This window comes from Ruminobacter sp. RM87, assembly GCF_000701925.1.
Lineage (GTDB): Bacteria > Pseudomonadota > Gammaproteobacteria > Enterobacterales > Succinivibrionaceae > Ruminobacter > Ruminobacter amylophilus.
The window spans coordinates 24,155-43,091 of the sequence record NZ_JNKD01000015.1 but is presented as its reverse complement, the minus strand read 5'-3'; the positions used below and the strand labels follow the sequence as shown (position 1 = coordinate 43,091).

General features: G+C 46.2%; 15 protein-coding genes. 2 read left to right on the top strand and 13 right to left on the bottom strand.

Annotated elements, in window-relative coordinates:
* Nucleotides 1-118: 118 nt before the first annotated feature.
* The 6 genes from htpG to T489_RS0105015 all read right to left on the bottom strand — a co-directional run bounded on the left by htpG (nucleotide 119) and on the right by T489_RS0105015 (nucleotide 6,949).
* Entirely contained in the window at nucleotides 119-2,026 is a 1,908-nt protein-coding gene (htpG, locus tag T489_RS0105045) for a molecular chaperone HtpG (RefSeq protein ID WP_031578958.1), read from the bottom strand.
* Between the two features lie 240 nt (nucleotides 2,027-2,266).
* Nucleotides 2,267-2,866, bottom strand: coding sequence for a recombination mediator RecR (gene recR / locus T489_RS0105035; protein WP_031578957.1), 600 nt, complete (start codon nucleotides 2,864-2,866; stop codon nucleotides 2,267-2,269).
* A gap of 178 nt (nucleotides 2,867-3,044) precedes the next feature.
* The gene (locus T489_RS0105030; RefSeq protein ID WP_031578956.1) at nucleotides 3,045-3,377 is read right to left on the bottom strand and encodes a YbaB/EbfC family nucleoid-associated protein; all 333 of its coding nucleotides are present in this window, start codon (nucleotides 3,375-3,377) and stop codon (nucleotides 3,045-3,047) included.
* Between the two features lie 135 nt (nucleotides 3,378-3,512).
* Nucleotides 3,513-4,991 carry a polyadenylate binding domain-containing protein gene (locus tag T489_RS0105025; RefSeq protein WP_031578955.1) on the bottom strand — a complete coding sequence of 493 codons (1,479 nt, stop codon included), beginning with the start codon at nucleotides 4,989-4,991 and terminating at the stop codon, nucleotides 3,513-3,515.
* Nucleotides 4,992-5,032: 41 nt separating this feature from the next.
* Nucleotides 5,033-6,148: a DNA polymerase III subunit gamma/tau gene (gene dnaX, locus T489_RS0105020; protein WP_051621798.1), complete on the bottom strand. Its 1,116-nt coding sequence runs from the start codon at nucleotides 6,146-6,148 to the stop codon at nucleotides 5,033-5,035.
* Between the two features lie 258 nt (nucleotides 6,149-6,406).
* The gene (locus T489_RS0105015; RefSeq protein ID WP_031578953.1) at nucleotides 6,407-6,949 is read right to left on the bottom strand and encodes an adenine phosphoribosyltransferase; all 543 of its coding nucleotides are present in this window, start codon (nucleotides 6,947-6,949) and stop codon (nucleotides 6,407-6,409) included.
* Nucleotides 6,950-7,264: 315 nt separating this feature from the next.
* On the opposite strand from T489_RS0105015, the gene T489_RS0105010 reads away from it, so the two are divergent.
* Nucleotides 7,265-7,936 carry an HAD family hydrolase gene (locus tag T489_RS0105010; RefSeq protein WP_051621797.1) on the top strand — a complete coding sequence of 224 codons (672 nt, stop codon included), beginning with the start codon at nucleotides 7,265-7,267 and terminating at the stop codon, nucleotides 7,934-7,936.
* 294 nt (nucleotides 7,937-8,230) lie between these two features.
* Here the strand turns inward: T489_RS0105010 and T489_RS0105000 are convergent, their stop codons facing one another.
* The gene (locus T489_RS0105000) at nucleotides 8,231-8,737 is read right to left on the bottom strand and encodes a MarR family winged helix-turn-helix transcriptional regulator (RefSeq protein ID WP_198020421.1); all 507 of its coding nucleotides are present in this window, start codon (nucleotides 8,735-8,737) and stop codon (nucleotides 8,231-8,233) included.
* A gap of 348 nt (nucleotides 8,738-9,085) precedes the next feature.
* Here T489_RS0105000 and T489_RS0104990 point away from each other — a divergent pair, with 348 nt between their 5' ends.
* Entirely contained in the window at nucleotides 9,086-9,403 is a 318-nt protein-coding gene (locus tag T489_RS0104990) for a thioredoxin family protein (protein ID WP_031578950.1), read from the top strand.
* A gap of 113 nt (nucleotides 9,404-9,516) precedes the next feature.
* Here the strand turns inward: T489_RS0104990 and T489_RS0104985 are convergent, their stop codons facing one another.
* The 6 genes from T489_RS0104985 to rlmKL form a co-directional block, all read right to left on the bottom strand.
* A complete protein-coding gene (locus tag T489_RS0104985; RefSeq protein ID WP_031578949.1) occupies nucleotides 9,517-10,335 on the bottom strand; it encodes an MBL fold metallo-hydrolase in 819 nt (272 codons plus the stop codon).
* Nucleotides 10,336-10,479: 144 nt separating this feature from the next.
* Nucleotides 10,480-11,103 (bottom strand): L-threonylcarbamoyladenylate synthase, encoded by a 624-nt coding sequence (locus tag T489_RS0104980; RefSeq protein ID WP_031578948.1) that lies wholly within the window; start codon nucleotides 11,101-11,103, stop codon nucleotides 10,480-10,482.
* A gap of 5 nt (nucleotides 11,104-11,108) precedes the next feature.
* Nucleotides 11,109-11,999, bottom strand: a complete 891-nt coding sequence (locus T489_RS0104975; RefSeq protein WP_051621795.1) for a PHP domain-containing protein — start codon at nucleotides 11,997-11,999, stop codon at nucleotides 11,109-11,111.
* Nucleotides 12,000-12,278: 279 nt separating this feature from the next.
* Nucleotides 12,279-14,054: a DUF3466 family protein gene (locus T489_RS0104970; RefSeq protein WP_031578946.1), complete on the bottom strand. Its 1,776-nt coding sequence runs from the start codon at nucleotides 14,052-14,054 to the stop codon at nucleotides 12,279-12,281.
* A 29-nt stretch (nucleotides 14,055-14,083) separates the two neighbouring features.
* Nucleotides 14,084-15,988, bottom strand: a complete 1,905-nt coding sequence (locus tag T489_RS0104965) for an ATP-binding cassette domain-containing protein (RefSeq protein WP_031578945.1) — start codon at nucleotides 15,986-15,988, stop codon at nucleotides 14,084-14,086.
* Nucleotides 15,989-15,994: 6 nt separating this feature from the next.
* Entirely contained in the window at nucleotides 15,995-18,499 is a 2,505-nt protein-coding gene (gene rlmKL, locus T489_RS0104960; protein ID WP_369791970.1) for a bifunctional 23S rRNA (guanine(2069)-N(7))-methyltransferase RlmK/23S rRNA (guanine(2445)-N(2))-methyltransferase RlmL, read from the bottom strand.
* Between the last annotated feature and the right edge of the window lie 438 nt (nucleotides 18,500-18,937).

Genomic DNA, 18,937 nt, shown 5'->3' with positions numbered 1-18,937 from the left:
GCCGCAAAAAAACCTGTAACATTATAAGCAAATAGAGCCCTGCGTACAAGATATAAGGAAGGCCATACGGAAATCCGTACGGCCTCCTGCATTACAGTGTTACCCGTAAACTGTCAGATTAAGCCAGTAATAATGAATTTACCAGTTTAACGTAGGCAACAGGATCCTTTAGACCGCGCTGATCGGCAAGTAAAGCCTGATCCAGAACCAGGGTAGCCCAGTCCTTGAACTTGGCATCGTCTGCTTCAGCACTCATCTTCTTGATGATTGCATGATCAGGATTGATTTCAAGAACAAACTTTTCTTCCGGAAGCTTCTGACCGCTTGCTTCAAGAAGTCTGCGCATCTGAGCGGTTAACATGGCGTTACCTTCGCTGATTACACAGCTTGGGGTATCAACCAGACGGCCTGAAACCTTAACTTCGCTGACTTCACCTGCAAGAGCGTTCTTGATTCTTTCAAGAAGATCCTTGTTTTCGGTAGCCTTGGCTTCCTGTTCTTCCTTTTCAGCCTTGTCTTCAAGCTCACCTAAATCAAGGTCTGCAGAACATACGTTGATGAACTTCTTGTCCTTGTATTCAGAAACCTGATTCATTACCCATTCATCTACACGTTCCCACATCAGCAGAACTTCAACCCCCTTCTTCTTAAGGGTTTCAAGATATGGACTTGCAACGGCAGCCTGATATGATTCAGCTGTGATGAAGTAAATGTTCTTCTGCTTTTCAGGCATGCGTGAAATGTAGTCTTCAAGTGAAACATTCTGTTCACTGCCGGTATTGGCGGTTGAAGCGAATCTTAAAAGACCGAAGATTTCATCACGGTTTTCATAATCTTCAACCAGACCTTCCTTGAGCACTGAACCGAACTGAGCCCAGAAGGTTTCGTACTTGGTCTTGTCATCATCCTTGGCAAGCTTTGCAATCATCTGCAGAGCCTTCTTGGTGCATGCCTTCTTCAGCTGGGCACTGATCTTGTTGCTCTGAAGAATTTCACGAGATACGTTAAGAGGAAGATCGTTTGAATCAAGAACCCCCTTAACAAAACGTAAATATCCAGGCATGAACTGATCAGCGTCATCCATGATGAATACACGCTGAACATACAGCTTCAGACCGTGCTTCTGTTCTCTGTTGAACAGATCAAACGGAGCACGCTGAGGAATGTACATCAGGCTGGTGTACTCCTGACTGCCTTCAACCTTGTTATGAGTCCAGGTGAGAGGATCCTGGAAATCATGAGAAATGTGCTTGTAGAATTCCTTGTATTCGTCATCGGAAACATCTTTAGGATTCTTGGTCCACAGAGCCTTGGCGTCGTTAACCTGCTTCCATTCGGTGTATTCGGCTTCTTCGCCTTCCTTCTTGTCATCACCTTCCGGCTTAACGGTTTCAAGCATCTGTACAGGTACGCTGATATGATCTGAGTACTTGCTGATGTTTGAACGGAGAGTCCAGTCTTCAAGGAATTCAGTTTCGTCATCACGGAGACTTAAGATAATTTCGGTACCGCGGTCAGCCTTTGTAACCTGACTTACTTCGAATTCACCGCTGCCGTCTGATACCCAGCATACCGCTTCATCGGCATTTGACTTGTATGAACGGCTGATTACGGTAACCTTGTCGGCTACAACGAATGCAGAGTAGAAACCTACACCGAACTGACCGATAAGCTGTGAGTCCTTTGACTGATCACCGGTAAGATTCTTGAAGAATTCGGCGGTACCTGACTTGGCAATGGTACCTAAGTGATCAATGGCTTCCTGTCTGGTCATACCGAGACCGTTATCGGAAATGGTCAGGGTCTTCTTTTCCTTATCGGCTGAAACACGGATACGGAATTCAGGATCGTTACCTAAAACTTCAGGCTTTTCGAGAGAAATAAAACGCAGTTTATCGATAGCATCTGACGCATTGGAAATAAGTTCTCTTAAAAATACTTCCTTGTTTGAATATAAACTGTTAGCCAGCAGACCTAAAAGCTGTTTAACTTCTGTCTGAAAACCATGCTTTTCAACTTCGCTCATAATATCCTCTGTTTTTTTCAAATGGATTATCAAACTAAATAAAATCGGTAAAAACAGACCGCGACTTATGCATATGCGGCTGTTTTTTCATATATCTAAAGTCAATATGGGGTTAAAAAACAGGATTTCAAGAAAATGATGTCAATTCGTGCAAATTTTCTTAAAAAAGCATAAAAAAACATCCATTTATAAATTCTGAAACGGAAAGAAAAGACCGGAGCAGCGGCTCCGGTCATCTGTCTATAAAGGACTTCTTCCTGCAAGAGATCTCATGATGGTCGAACCGTCAATCGATTCGAGTTCTCCGCCTACAGGTATGCCTCTGGCAATTCTGGTGGCAACCACATTGCGTCTTCCTGCCATATGAGCAATGTAATGAGCCGTTGTATCACCTTCCACCGTAGGATTGGTGGCAAGAATGATTTCATGATATCTGCCGGTATCGAGAAGTATGGCAAGTTCATCAAGTCCAAGTTCACCGGGACCGATGCCTTCTATCGGAGACAGATGTCCGTGAAGCACGAAATAGGTTCCGTTATATTCACCTGTCTGCTCTATGGCCAGAACATCGGCTGGACTTTCAACCACACAGATTATTCCGCTGTCCTGACGTCCGGCATCCCTGCAGATTTCACATTCCTCGCCGTCACTGTACGAACGGCATTTAGGACAGTAACTGATATTGTTCATGGCCTCAGTAAGAGTTTCGCCAAGCTTTAACGCACCGTCTCTGTTGTGATCCAGAAGATAAAAAGCTATTCTCTGGGCACTTTTTGGACCGATACCCGGCATTATCTGCAGATCATTTATCAACTTTTCAACCAGAGGACTGAACTTCATAACAAAAGAGCTCCACTACAATCAACCGCGGTACGACGGAACATCCGCCGTTATTCCGCTTCAGGCTTCCGCCGAATTATATTCAAATAGGGAACGGAAGTTTCACCATATTAAAAAATCCCTTCAGTCAGAAATCGTGAAGGGATCTTTCAAAACCTAAAAATATTCCAGACGTGTTTTAGAACGGGAACTTGAAGCCCGGTGGTAAAGGAACGCCGTTGGTTACCTTACTCATACGTTCGGTTGAATATTCACTGATCTGACGGGCTGCGTCATTTGAAGCAGCAACAATCAGGTCTTCACACATTTCACGATCATCACCGAAAGCTGATTCAGAGATTTCAACCTTCAGTACCTGATGTGCACCGTTCATGCGAACCTTGACAAGGCCGCCGCCGGCAACACCTTCAACTTCATGAGCTTCAATTTCATCCTGAGCTTTCTTCATGCGTTCCTGCATTAATTGGGCCTGTTTCATCATGTTGCCCAAACCACCCATACCATTGAACATATTAAATTCCTTTTTAAGTTATATTATTTATCAAACAGTCACGATGTCATATCTGACAGTATGCGTGACTACATAGCTCTTATTATGCAAGATTTTTGCAAACTGTCAAACTAAGACAGTCAAAGTATCAGAAAATTAAGACTGATCTTTAGTTTTAGGCTGAACCAGTTCAATTTTTGCCTCACCGATATCAAGTCCCAGCATGTTCTGAACTTCGGCAAAGCCTTCAGATTCGACAATACTACGCTTCTCGCTTTCAAGATTCTGCTCATAGAACTGATTATCCAGAGCTTCCGGACTTCCTTCAATTTCCCCGGCATCCACAAAATCAAATTTAAGACTGATGTTTCTTCCAAGTCCGGCACTGATCTCGGCTGCCATGTCGCTTAAGGCATTTCTGTTCAGAATACCGTCGATAACCTTCGGCAGACGGATAATCCACTCGTTTTCATTCGCTCCGAATTCTCTGATTCCGCGATTGAGTATTACCAGATTCTCCATGGATACACCGGCCGCAACCAGATCCTGAGTATAGGAATCAGATACCTGACCGAGCAGATCCATAGGCATTCTGATTTCACGTCCGTTAATCTTTCTGCGGTGGTGAACATTCTTCTGCGCGTCAGATGAAGGAGCTCTGCCGCCGTTCTGAACTGAAGGAGTGAGATCAAGCGACGTGTAGTCAACACTGTTCGCTCTGTCTGCCTCATCATCACTGTCTGAAGCAAAATCCCTGTATTCAGGCATCGGCACGTCATCGAACTGTTCGGCATAATCGCCGCCGTTCTGACTTTCAGGGATATAACCTCCGATGTTACGTCCGCCTGCATAATCCGGAACCATGCCGCTCATAACGTTATTATTTACGTTCCCGGACTGAACAGGCATCTGTGGCTGATTCATGCGAACGGAGGAATTGACAGTCCCCTGCTTCACGTTACCGGCAGCAGGACCCCTGCCCGGCTGACGCTGTTCATGCTGAACCGCAGGATGAGAAGCATCCTGAACCGGATGTCCGGCATTGACCTGATTTCTGCTTGAACGGGTCCAGCTGTTGACCGGAACCTGCTGATGATTATCGGGAATGTACCTCGGAACAGCATTGCTTTCCTGACGTCTCTGACTCATTACCGGTCTCTGAGGTCCCATTGAAGCATTGGAAGCCGCGGTCATCTGCTGATGCTGAGTTGATGCCGGAGCCATGCCGTCACCGTATTGCATATCCCCGGAAGAAGGCATGTTCATCCCGGTCTGAGCCTGAATTGCTCCCGCAAGGGTGCTGCCAGGAATATTCTGCAGAGCCTGACTGCTTCTGTCCTGCTGAATTCTGTTTGCCAGCGCATGTTCACGCTGTTTGTACTCTTCCTCGCGCTTCTGTGTCTGCAGTTTCTGTTCGTTGGCAGTAATCTTGTAATACTGGTTTTCTATTTCCTTGTCCTGCCTGTCAATTTCCTTCTGAAGCAGGGAAATATAATCAAAAAGGTTCAGGTAGCCGTTAACTGTTTCACTGCTGATATGACTTTCCGAGGACTGCTGCTGTTTTTTCTGCTTTGCCTGAGTCTCGTTTTCCTGTCTCGCGGCATCTCGCTGCTCATTGAGATGGTCAAAAGCCACCAACGGATCATTGATTTTATCCAGCGCCAGATCCGGAAAATCTACCTTTCTGAAACTACCGGCTGTTTTTTTTTTAAATTGAACGCCAGAAGACGAAGCATGGTCATCTCAAAAGCAGACATGCCGTCAGGTGCGAAAGGAAGTTCTCTTCTTCCTTCAAGAATAATCTGGTAATAAAGCTGAACTTCTTCAGGACTGAAGAGACCTGAAAGTTCGGCAATCACATCACTGCGCAGAGAGTATATGTCAGCCTTGCTGCCTGCCACCTGGTAAAGAGCGATGTCATGAAACACTCTGGCAAGACTCAGATGCAGTGTATCAAAATCAGGAGTTACCGAAGCCACGGTATTGAGTACTCCGGACAGGGCAACGCCGTCATTGGTTGCTATAACCTTAAGGATTTCAATGAGGTATGATGAGTCCAGAGTTCCCACCATGTCGTATACGCCTTCAAGGGTAACCTTTCCTCCGCCAAGGGCTATCGCCTGATCAGTAAGACTCAGAGCGTCACGCATTGAGCCTCTGGCAGCTCTTGCCAGTTCAACCAGACCGTCTTCCTCATAGGAAATCTTTTCCTCGTCAAGCACGTATTTAAGCTGTCCCTTGATGTCGTCAATTGACAGAGCCTTCAGCTGGAACTGCAGACAGCGTGAAACAACGGTAACGGGAAGCTTCTGCGGATCTGTTGTCGCAAGGATGAATTTTACGTATTCAGGAGGTTCTTCCAGAGTCTTAAGCAGAGCATTGAAAGAACTTGTTGAAAGCATGTGTACTTCGTCGATGAGATAAACCTTGTAACGGCCCGCTATCGGCTTGTACTGGACATTCTCCAGTATCTCGCGAGTATCCTCCACCTTGGTTCTTGAGGCGGCATCGATTTCAATGAGATCCGGATAATTGCCGTTGGCAATGGCCCTGCAGCTCTCACACTCACCGCACGGATGAGCTGTAATCCCCTTTTCGCAGTTGAAGCATTTGGCGAGAATACGGGCGATTGTGGTTTTACCCACACCTCTTGTTCCGGTTAAAAGATAGGCGTGATGAAGTCTGCCTGTTTCCAAAGCATTTATCAAAGCGGCAAGAACATGTTTCTGACCGACCATATCCTCAAAGGACTGCGGACGGTATTTTCTTGCTAAAACTGTGTAATCTGCCATCTGCCTTTCTCAAAATGAAATAACCTAAAACCGCCTGACTGAAACCGGACTTCTGTACAACAAACAACCAGCTTCCGATATACGGATTTCCCCGTACCGTCAATGCGCTGTATAGCTTATCACTATCACGCCAAAAATCAAAATATAAATTGTCAGTCGTAGGGAATGATTCACAATACGCAAACAATCTTCATCCGTCCGGCACTGACTTTCTGCAGGCCGGGCAGGATGTTCTAAATGCAGCTGCCGGCTTTCAGATTAATGTCCCGGAAACTCCATGATGCAGCGGCTGTCGACACCATATCTGTTCTTAAGCATTTCCACTCCGCCGAGATCCGGAAGTGAAATTGCAAATACCGCACCGGCAATGGTGGCATTGAAGCGGTTCACCAGTTTAATCTGAGCCTCAACCGTACCGCCGGTGGCAATCAGATCGTCAACAATCAGAATTCTGTCGTCACTGCTGATGGCATCCTGATGCATCTCAAGCACGTTGGTACCGTACTCAAGTTCATAGCATTCACTGTAGACTTCTCTTGGTAACTTGCCCTGCTTTCTCGCCATGACAAAACCGCAGCCGAGAAGAGCGGCGACAGGAGCACCGAATACAAAGCCTCTGGCTTCACTTCCAACCACCTTGGTAATGCCCGCATCGGCGTACAGCTCAGCCATCTTTTTACAGATAAGAGGGAAAGCCTCAGGATTTTCACATACGCTGGTTATATCCCTGAACACGATTCCAGGCTTAGGGAAATCCTTAATTGACTTTACACAGGACTTTAAGTATTCAATCTCATCCATGTTGCGCTACCTTGATATGTATCTTTACTGAAAATATTCCTACTGATTTCATTTTATTAGCAGAGACCGAAATGTCAACGAAAACAATGCGTGATTCATAAGTTTACGAAATGAATATACCGGCCTCCAGAAATCTGTCAGGTATTTCAGACGCATCATGACCAGTGTTCATCTTTCGCCACCGTTCTCAAACTGAGGTATTCTATCAGAATATATAAAAAAACAGACAGCGTTCCCTGTCAAAGGTAAAGAGTGAGATAATCGTGTGGTATAATCTGACGTAGATTTTTCACTTTAAAACCGATAACAGACACTATGAGTTCAAATTATGAAGCCGTCCTGTTTGATCTGGACGGAACCCTTCTCGACACTGCCCTTGATCTGGGTAAAGCCACAAATCACGTTCTGTCTCTCTACAACAGGGGACCGATTTCCGACGACACGGCAAGAATGTATGCCTCAGACGGAATGAGAGCCCTGCTCAAATCAGGCATACCGGAAGAAGAACAGGCGCAATATGATTTTGAAAAGATGAGACTGGAATTTCTTCCCTACTACCATGAGCACATAGCTGACAGAACCTGTTACTTTGACGGCACGGCCGAACTGATTAACGCCCTGAAAAAGAACGGTATTCCGTATGCGGTGGTAACCAGCAAGCCGGATCATCTCGCATGCAGGGTTCTCGGCAAATTCAAGGAACTCTCGGACATCGGAGTAATCGTCGGCTGTGACACTCTTCCGGTATCAAAGCCGAATCCGGAACCGCTTCTCTACGCCTGCAGAAAACTCAACGTGGAACCTAAAAACTGTCTTTATGTGGGAGATCACATCAGAGATATTGAAGCCGGCCACAATGCGGACATGAAAACCGCCCTGGCTCTGTGGGGATATATCAGGGACAAGGAGCATCCTGAAGTCTTCGGTGCTGATTTTGTTGCCAAAGATTTCAGGGAACTGGCCGGAATCATTGGAATCAGCCTCTGATACACCGAATGAAAAAAACCGTAATCTGACGGAAATTATAAAGGCAAAAAAAAAGTGCATTGACTTACAGTGGATCGGCAGGTCAATACACTCCGCAAAGATGCATAATAAGATAAAAGTTTAAGGATAAATCAATCACTTTTCACAAAGTCATAGTGAATACTCCCGCATTCACTGATTATTATTATACAAACAGTCTCAGCGGAATGTGTTTCAATCTCTATACAAATTGTTACAAAATGTTACAAATGATTTTAAAAACGTACAGTTACTGAAATATTTATAAAAATCTGATTACTGACCGCAGGCCTTCAGAATGGTGAACAGAGCCTCCCTCAGCTCTCTGGCTTTTTCCGGAGTAAATTTACATCCCCTTTCAGACATTGAACCGCAGACATGTTCCGGAATATCCTTTGCCTTTTCGTAAAGAGCCATTCCCTCTTCAGTTATTCTGACAATCACAACCCTTTCGTCATTCTCACTTCTGAATTTGCTGATATACCCGTCCTTCATCAGTTTCTTGATGACGGGAGTAATCGTACCTGAATCGAGATAGAGTTCCTGACAGAGATCCTTTACCGAAATCTCCTCTCTCTCCCACAGAACCATCATGGTGACATACTGTGTGTATGTGAGGCCGAGAGGTTCAAGATAAGGAGCATAGTTATTTACCACCTTTCTGGCACAGGCATATAAAGGGAAACATAACTGACTCTTTAATGTCATGGATTCATCTATTTTCATGGCAGTTCCGGTATTTAACAAATCATCTTCAGATCTCTGAAGAATACACTTTATCATGCCTCCCTTCGGGAAAGGCGGAATGAGTCACAGTTCTATTGAAATCAGAATACGTATCCTTCTTATTTCAGTAAAACAGTTCTTTTGCATATCAGTTCCGTGGAAGAACCGTAAACCGGTTTCCACATTCGACCTTACTTATATTTTACAGCAATTATCTGAATTTTTTAATTAGATTTTTAAAATTTAATTTGATTAAATTAAATTTAGTGTTATACTAAAAACATCGAAAACAGATTTACATCAGATTAATCTGATGTTTAAAAAACATAAAACAATAAAAAACTGCACAAAACAACCAGACAATATTTATTCAAAAATAACTGCAACATCTCAAGGAGATTTACTATGAGCATGATTATGATCAATAACGAAAACTTCAAGAGTGAAGTTCTTGATGACAAGGAGCTCAAGCTTCTGGTTTTCGGCGCTGAATGGTGCGGACACTGCAAGGTTTTAAGACCTCGCATTATGGAATACGGTCAGGCTCACCCTGAACTCAAGATCTGCCTGCACAACGTTGATGAAGCAACTGTCGCCGCAGAAACATTCCATATCACCGGTGTTCCGTGTCTGATTGTTCTCAAGGACGGTCAGGAAGTTGAACGTCACGTGGGAGCATTAAGCCTCAATCAGCTGGAAAGTCTGATTGAAAAGAACAGATAATAACTGTAATCGATGATTGAAACCGATAGACATTAGTCAATGTCTGATATTTCTCCAGTACGGCCACCTGCCGGACTGGAGTTTTTTACATGCGGACAGAAAAAAAACTTACTCTAGAATTCCAGAACATCTCCGCAGTGCAAATAATGAAGCCTGCCCCCCATTACCTCCTTCATTACCGCAAAAGCCTCCTCTCCGGTACAGTGACAGGTGTAGAAAACCGAACGGAAGCTTTTCAGTTCCCGGGCTATCCCCCTGATTTCCCTGATGTCATCAGCCGTATAGGCGGTTTTCTTCTTCAGATGGAAACCGCTTATCACCACATCCGGCTCGGTTTCATATATGCTTCTGAACTCATCCAGAATATTCAGAATACCGTGATGTGCACATCCGGAAAGCAGAATTCTTTTCTCACCGACAGTAATCACCAGACACTGCTCATGCCGGAAATCATCCTGAACAAAACCGGTTCCGGTTTTTATCTTCAGAGTTCCGTTTGCCGACGGTACAGGTCTGTTACTCACTATTCCGGCAAAAATCTCCAGCTCATCGTCAATTCTCATGCAGCCGTTCAACATCACAATCCGGGATGTTTTTTTCAGTTCTGAGTCAAGACCGATGAACTTCGGAGCTTCATGAATGGAATAGTACTCGCCGAATGCAGACGTCTGCATATAGATTTTCGCGACAGAGTTGCACTGCAGAAAACAGGACAGTCCGCCTCCGTGATCATTATGTCCGTGACTCAGTACAACCGTATCAATCAGACTGAGATCCGTATGCATTATTCCGGCATTTTTAAGAAACAGATCTGAAGCCCCTGAATCAAGAAGCAGCCGGTGATGAGGTGTCTCGACGTAAAGACAGAGTCCGTGTTCAACCTCCAGGCGGCCGTTGGCACATGTATTCTCCACCAGTGCGGCAATTTTCATTTCCACGCCCCGACATATGATTAATGCTTTAATACAGATAACGGAAACCTGCATAAAAAGCAGGCTTCCACACAAACAATCAGTTCACCGGAGATTTTCTCCGCATAAACCGACCTTAATCACCAAGGTAAAATCTTTCAGAATTTACTGAAACGGAGTCGGATCACCGGAACCGACTCTCACAACTTCCACGGATCCCTCTTCAGAAAGATTGATCACCGTGGTAGGTTGTTCCACCAGATAACCGCCGTCCACAATCACATCCACCAGTTTACCGATTTTATCATCAATTTCATAAGGATCATTTTCCGCCTTGTCGCTTTCAGGCAGAATCAGGGAAACGCTCATCAGCGGTTCTCCCATGTATCTGAGCAGTTCAGCGATGATGTTGTTTTCCGGAACTCTCAGACCTATGGTCTTACGCTTTTCATTCATCAGCTTTTTCGGAACTTCCTTGGTTCCCTTCAGAATAAAGGTGTATGGTCCCGGAGTATTGTTACGAATCAGTCTGAAAGCAGTGTTATCCACCTTCGAATAGGTGGACAGTTCACTCAAATCAGCACACAGCAGGGTAAAATTATGGTTCTTATCCACGTTTCTGATTCTGATGATTCTTTCACGCGCTTCCTTGTTTTCCAGCACGCATCCCAGCGCATATCCTGAGTCCGTAGGCAGCACAGCCACGGCTCCGTCCCTTAAAAGTTCGGCAATACGATGTATGTTTCTTTCCTGAGGATTCTCAGGATGAACAACTATAACCTCTGCCATGATAATCAAACCTCCAGCTTAAACTTTTTATGATTCCATACGGGATTGACTCTATCGGGCAATCTTCCGCCACCGCCGATACTAATATATTTACATTCTCGATGAAAATCTGAGCCGCATGAAGCAAAAAGCTCATATTCCACCGATAAAACCTGCAGAAAATCACGATCAGCAGGTGACTGCAGAGATCCGCTGACCTCCATGGCCTCTCCGCCGGCGTTTTTAAAATCGGTTATCAGCATTCTTAGCCACTTGTTGTTGAGATCATAGGATCTCGGATGAGCAAGTACCGCTATTCCCCCCGCAAGATTTACGGCATTTACGGCATCCTCCACCGAACACCACTGCGCCCTGACATACGCTTTTCTGCCTTCGGCCAGATATTTGGCAAAACACTGATTCATGGTTTCTGCCGCACCTACACTGTACAGGTACGCAGTGTAGTTTCCCCTGGTAATGGTGGCGGTGTTCCCTGCCATTTCCCTGGTTTTCTGATAAGCATCCTTAAAGCCGCACTTTTCCAGCTTTTCCCCTATTGCTCTCGCCCTGTCATCCCTGAGTTTTTTCTGCTTCTCAAGAAGAGATGTCATGGCAGGATGATTCGGGTCAAAACACAATCCCACAATATGAATTTCCCTGCCTCTCCAGATCGTGGAAATTTCAATACCGGTAGTCATGTGCACATTATGTTCAGTACAGGCCTGGACGGCTTCTTTGATACCGTCGCAGGTATCATGATCCGTCAGAGCAAGAAGCACGACACCTCTTTCACGGGCTGCGGCAACCACTTCCGCGGGGCTTAATTTTCCGTCTGAAGCATTGGAGTGCAGATGCAGGTCCGCTCTTGCACCGTCAGTGATAAGAAACTGCTTCAGTTCATCTGTTGTTATTGTCATTTATATTTCCGGAGTTCCTTGAAAGAAATCTGTTTTCCTCAGATACGTAATGTAATACCTGCAGCGGAAATTTACGGGATTTTCCTAACTGCCGCTGATTCCGGCGATATGATAACACCAATCATGTTTTTACACGCAGGTTGTTTCAGTGTTCATGTGTTTTTTGCATGCCCGCAGGCATTATGCAGTTTCCGGGACTTCACGGGAATGTCAGTTGTCAAAAATAAAAAGCTGCGGGAACAACAAATTCCCACAGCTTTTTGCCATCAGGAGCGGATATTAAACCCTGCGTCTTCTGATTAAAACAGAAGCCAGAGCCATCAGCAGAATACTGCCGAAGCCGATACTGCCGCCGCGCTTTGTGGAATAGTTTTTGGATATATGACGATCATATGTTACCTTTCTGCTCTCATTGACGGTCATAACTCCGGTCTCATCCGTAAGAAAAGCATCATCAGCCGGTTTTAAAAGAACTGTCTTCACTGAAGCATTGACACTGTTCTCCCAGTCACTTCTGGTCGCATACTGGAAGGCGGTCGCATAGATGATATTGCTGTTGTTAATATCCACGGCCCACTGGATGTGGTAATAGTATCCGTCTTCAGCCTGACAGTCGGTATTTCCATCACTGTCCTTGTGACAGGTAAAGTCGTTGATGTAATGGTACTTGTCAGCATTGATGTCATAGAACAGGGCTTCAGTATCACGGAAACTGCCGCCTACAACCGCACGTTTGTCATCTCTTCTGTCTGTCCAGCCTACAATGAAATTATTATCATTGATTGCGGCACCTTCAGAGTTTGCACCGTCAAACGGAACGTTGTACATCGGAATACTGATTGATGCGAATGTACCGTCATCCTTCAGGTAGGTATAGGCAAGGTTCATTGCATAGTTACTGCTCTTTGCCTTTGCCAGTTTTCTGTTGGCAAGAACATACCCCCTGGCATTAACATCGGCAGTCCAGGTATATTCATTCCAGTTGTCATTATTACCGGGACGGCTCAGACCAGGATATTCACTTACGGAATCATATGAAACCGTGTCTCCGTCCAGGGAAAGCTTCCAGTACACTGCTGTATTTGACGGATTTACGCCGCCTGACCAGTCATTGGTGACTGAATATCCCATGGCGTAAAGAACACCGTCCTTCTGATGGAATGAATTAACGGCGGCTGAAACCAGAGCATCAGGATCCCTGTCGTAGTCTATATAATCCTTTGCCTGCTGTCCGATGATTTCCGCACCGTCCGGATCCTTTTCCGGATCAACCACCCATACGGTAGCCTGCATTTTATGGCCCGGACAGAAATGATAATCACCGTCGCTGTTGTCATTACCGGAATAGCAGCGGTAGAAGAAATTTTCCCTGGCACTGGCGAAATTACTGTACCCGCCAACCAGAATTCTGCCGTCATCAAGCTTTATGAAATTAAGAGCTGAGGCATAGCTTCCGAGAGTAAGACCTTCACTTTTGTCTATGGTAGGGCTCTTAAGAATAAAGGTTTTATTGTTGAATTTTGCTATGCCGTAGGAAGTCGGATTGGAATAATGAGACAGAGAGGCATCATAGTCATAACGATACCCTACTCCTTCAGAACCGTCCTCACCGAGCTTGGCATAAATGATTTCCTCGTCATCGGCAATAGTCTGATTATGAAATGATTTAAGATTTGACACTCCCCTGTAGAGACTGTATCTCCAGTTGCTTGCCATCTTATCCCCGTCCCACAGCGAATCACAGAAGCTCGAACTTACTCTCATACCGTAGCAGCTCTGGTGACGATACATTTTCTGTCCCAGATCCACCTGATGCGGAGGCAGATTGAAAAAAGAGAAGAAATCAAACTGTTCATACAGTCCCGCAACATCCGGATTTTCCCCTTCGCCCATGGAAACGGCAAAAGGACCGAATTTAAAAGAAGATTCCGGAACATCAACGACCTCAATGCTGTACATCGGAGTCGTTGATTTGTCTTCTGAATCTGCAGCATACACTGCAGAACCTGCCGCCACAAAGCCGGCAGTCAGAACAAATGCCTTTTTAAAATTCATAAACATCCTTTCTCATGCATTACAAAAATCTATGCATTATTAATTTTTTCAAGTTCTTCCCAGCGCTGATAAAGCCATTCCAGTCTCTCGGTCAGAGCATTATATTCCTGCTGGATATTCTTTTTGTATTCCTCAGACTGACTGCCGTAATCCACGCCTGCAAAAATCTCTTCTATTTCCTGAATGCGACCGTCGGCCTTTTCAATTTCCTGAGGAAGCTGCTCAAGTTCCTTTGTCTCCTTAAAGCTGAGCTTTCTCTTGCGGTCACGCTTAGGCTGAACCGGCTCTTCCTTTTTCACCGGTTCGGAATTTTTTGCCTTCTGTTCACTGCCGTTTGACAGTTCCATTCTGGCTAAAGTTTCCTTAAGGTCGGTATAACCGCCCACATTTTCGAATATTTTTCCGGATCCGTCAAAATACCAGGTATCCGTAGCCACGTTATCAATAAAGTAACGGTCGTGACTTACCACTATCAGTGTGGCCTGATAACTGTCAAGAAGCTCTTCCAGAAGATCCAGAGTATCAATATCCAGATCGTTGGTCGGCTCGTCAAGTATCAGAATATTGCACGGACGCAGAAAGATTCTGGCCAGAAGCAGACGGTTCTTTTCTCCGCCTGACAGAGCCTTTACCGGAGTCCTTGCTCTCTGCGGAGAGAACAGGAAGTCCTGCAGATACCCCAGCACATGCTGTTTTCTGCCGGCGACCTCAACTTCAGATTTGCCGTGCGCCAGATTGTCCATAACCGTTTTTTCGGGATCTAGCTGCTCACGATACTGATCGAAGTACGCTATTTTCAGATTGGATCCCAGCTTAAGAGTTCCCGAAGTAGGCTGAAGCTGCCCCAGAATCATCTTAATCAGAGTGGTTTTACCGACACCGTTGGCCCCGACCACGCCGATCTTGTCGCCTCTGAGGACAATGGTGCTGAAATCCCTGATGATGTCCTTTTCACCGTTGTTAAAACAGAGATTTTCCGCCTCGATAACTATCTTTCCTGAAATTTCCTTGTCGTCTATGCGCATTCTCACGTTACCGAGTCTTGCGCGGCGTTCCCTGTGCTCGCGGCGCATTTCCTTCAGACGGCGGACACGGCTGTCGGAACGGGTAAGACGTGCCTTGATGCCTTTTCTTATCCATGCTTCTTCAATGGACAGACGACGATCAAAATCGGCATTGGCTATTTCCTCAAGTCTCAGGGCCTCCTGCTTGGCCTGGACATAGGAATCGTAATTGCCGTCAAACACGGAGATACGGCCGCGATCAACGTCGGCAATACGCAAAGCCACGTCATTGATAAAACTGCGGTCATGGGAAATAAACACCACTGCTCCCCTGAATGATGACAGAAAATCCTGGAGCCAGATGATTGATTTGATATCAATATGGTTGGTAGGTTCGTCAAGAAGCAGCAGATCCGGTGAACTTACCAGAGCCCTTGCTAAAGCCACCTTGCGAAGCCATCCGCCGCTGAGTGATGACATACTGGTTTCAGGTGAAAGTCCCACAAGATTCAGAAGACGGTAGATTTCAGTATCGTAGTTCCAGCCTTCCTCCTTGTCGAGCTGGCAGCTTATCTCGGCCATTCTGGCGCTGTTGTCTGCTCCGGAGTCATCATTTATCAGCTGATAGTATGCCGACAGCTGACTGCCGATTCCCGGAATGCCCTCCGCAACATAGCAGTAAACCGGAAGCTCCAGATGGGCCGGAGGATCCTGTTCCAGTCTGGCGATTCTTATACCCTGCTGGACAATGCATCGTCCGTCATCAGGCTTTATCAGCCCCTCAATGATTTTCAGAAGTGTTGACTTGCCGGCGCCGTTACGGCCGACGATTGCCATGCGATCATGCTCTTCAATGGCAAGACAGGCATGATCAAACAGAGGTGCATCACTGTAGGAAAGATAGATATTGTCTAAAGTAACCAAAGCCATCTGCCGTTATTCCTTATCGCTGCCGTTGTTACTCTTGATTCTTCGCTTGAGGCGGGGACCGCGTCCCGGCTGCTCCTCGTCTCCTGAAAGCACTGGCTGTTCAGGGACTGTCTTTCTGCCGGCATACTGCGCGTCCTTTCCGCGGAATGAACGGCGTTCCTCCCCGTTTTCACCGCGGGCTCTGTAATCTGTACGCTTTCTTTCCGGACCGAATCGGCCTGAAGCCCTGTTATCCCTGCGTGAACCGCGATCCCTGCCGGAAACTCCGTCCTTCAGATAATCAACTCTGGTTCTCATATTGGCAGCCGACCCGAAGTCCGCGGATGCAATTTCCTCAGGAATTTCCACTTCGGCAGTCTTGGTCAGAATGAAGCAGCAGTGAATACGCTTGTTGCGCTTGAAATCTTCCTGTACGGTCTTTTCACTTACATCCTCAACCTCGAATCCGAAGCTCTTTATAACATCTTCATCAAGTCTGAAGCTGCGGTTATTGTTTGAGAAAATCAGGGTTCCGCCAACGTTAAGCTTTCCTGAAAGCTTGGCAATCAGGGCAACGTGGTCTCTCTGAACATCAAAGGTTGCCTCCATTCTCTTGGAGTTGGAGAAGGTTGGAGGATCGCAGAAAATGAGATCGTATCTTCTGCCCGGAATATCCAGCCATCTCAGACAGTCCGCCTGCACAAACTGGTGGTTTCTGCCGGAAAAGCCGTTGGCCATCATGTTATCCTTTGCCCAGGCAAGATAGGTTCTGCTCATATCCACTGTGGTGGTATCGGCGGCTCCGCCGATGGCTGCCGCCACGGTTGCACTGCCGGTATAGGCAAAGAGATTAAGGAAGCTCTTGCCTGAACTTCTGGCGGTAATCATGCGTCTTACTTCACGGTGATCAAGGAACAGTCCGGTATCGAGATAATCCCACAGATTGACAATCAATGAGGCGTTATATTCCCTTACCAGAAGCGTGTGTCTGGTTTCATTGAGCTTTTCATACTGGGAATCGCCCTTTTTGCGTTCTCTAACCTTGACGATCACGTGATCGCCCTTGACTCCGGTAACGGCCACTACCACCTGAATGATGTCCAGCATGCGCTGATGGGCTATGCGCGGGTCAACGGATCCCGGAGCTGCATATTCCTGAATCACTATATAGTTGCCGTACCGGTCAATGGCCGCGTTGTAGTTAGGCAGATCCGCATCGTAGATACGATATGCTTCTATGCCTTCACGCTGAGCCCACTTCTCCAGCTTTTTGATATTCTTTTTAAGACGGTTGGCAAATTCCTCAGCCACCTTCAGTGTTGTCTGGCTGATGGTAAAGCCGGAACCTTCACCTTCCTTTTCAGAAGAAGCCGTATCAGATTCACTGATGGTGTAGGTTCGCAGCTGACACTCAAGAGCACCGTTGTATAACTTGTAAACCCTGTCCGCACGCAGACGGAGACAGCTCAGAAGATCTTCGGATGATGAAATGATACCTGCCTTCCAGCCGCCGAATTCTCTTTTAAGACAGGCGCCGATGGCGGTATAGAGTTCCAGAAGTTCAGGTACGTTACCGAGACGTTCACCGTATGGAGGATTGGTTATTACCATTCCCCTGTTGCCGCTGCTTACCGGATTTCTGAGCTCGTGCAGATCCCCGACGCTGAATTTTATGAGCTCCCCAAGTCCTGCTCTTCCGGCATTCTGGACAGCCTTTTCAACCACAGAAGCATCTTTATCAAAGCCCTGAAAAACGACCTTGGCGTTCAGAAGTCTCTGTTTGCCTTCCTCTGCCATGGCGAAAGCCTCTCTCTTCATGGTATTGAAGGCCACCGCATCAAATCCTCTGAGCTTTTCAAAACCGTATTCCGTTCTGAAAAGTCCGGGAGCCATGTTACAGGCCTTCATTGCGGCCTCAATCAGAATGGTGCCCGAACCGCACATCGGATCCACAACGGATCCGCCGGTATATCCGCTTCTTGCCACGATGGCCGCAGCCAGATTTTCCTTTAAGGGAGCAATACCGGCAACATTGCGGTACTCGCGACGGTGCAGTGATTTGCCTGAAAGATCCAGTGAGACGGTAACCATGTTGCGCTTGTCCAGATGAGCATTGATCCTCACGTCCGGATTTTCCCTGTCAACGTCAGGACGTCTGTCGGTCAGCTTTACGAAGCGGTCACACAGGGCATCCTTTATTCTCAGGGCTCCGTAGAGAGTATTGTTTATGAAACTGTTCTGACCGTTGAAATCAACCGAAATGGTGGCATCATTGGTGAAATAGTCCTCATAGTGAAGACTGTAGGCTCCGTTGTAGAATTCTATGTCACTGTCAGCATGGAAGGTTCCGAGGGTAAGAAGAACCCTGGTGGCGAAACGGGTCCACAGACACACCTTCACTGCCAGAGACAGATCTCCGGAAAATGACACGCCTGCCACCGTTTCCCTGACGGATTCAGCTCCAAGTTCAGTTAATTCGTGATTTAAAAGACTTTCCAATCCTTTAGGACATGTTGCAAAAAACTTAAGCATTACCGTTTCTTCTATACTGTGAAAATAACAAATCATGAGTCGGAGCAGTGATAAAATCAGCCTGTTCCGGCATAAGGCTTTATAAATTGTGCTATTGTATCAAAAAATCAGATCCGTATCTAAAAAAACAGTGACCTTTTCCGCATGATTTAGGTCACGGCGTCACTGCGACACCGTTCCGTAAACTATGGACATGCCTGTTTTTATCACGGTCTTCTCTCCTCAGTCCCGGTCACAGGCCTTACTGCCGGACGGAAAAATCCCGATTTAAAAGCTTTACGGGCCTCATAAGTTTAATCCGCTTTATTTTAGCCGGGCCGTCCAAATTTTGTGAGCAAAAACACTATTATCGTTGTATAATGCACCATTATTTTAATTAGCAGGAAAGTCGATGCTGTTTTCGCTGACGGCCTTACCGGGTTTTCAGACGGGCACCGG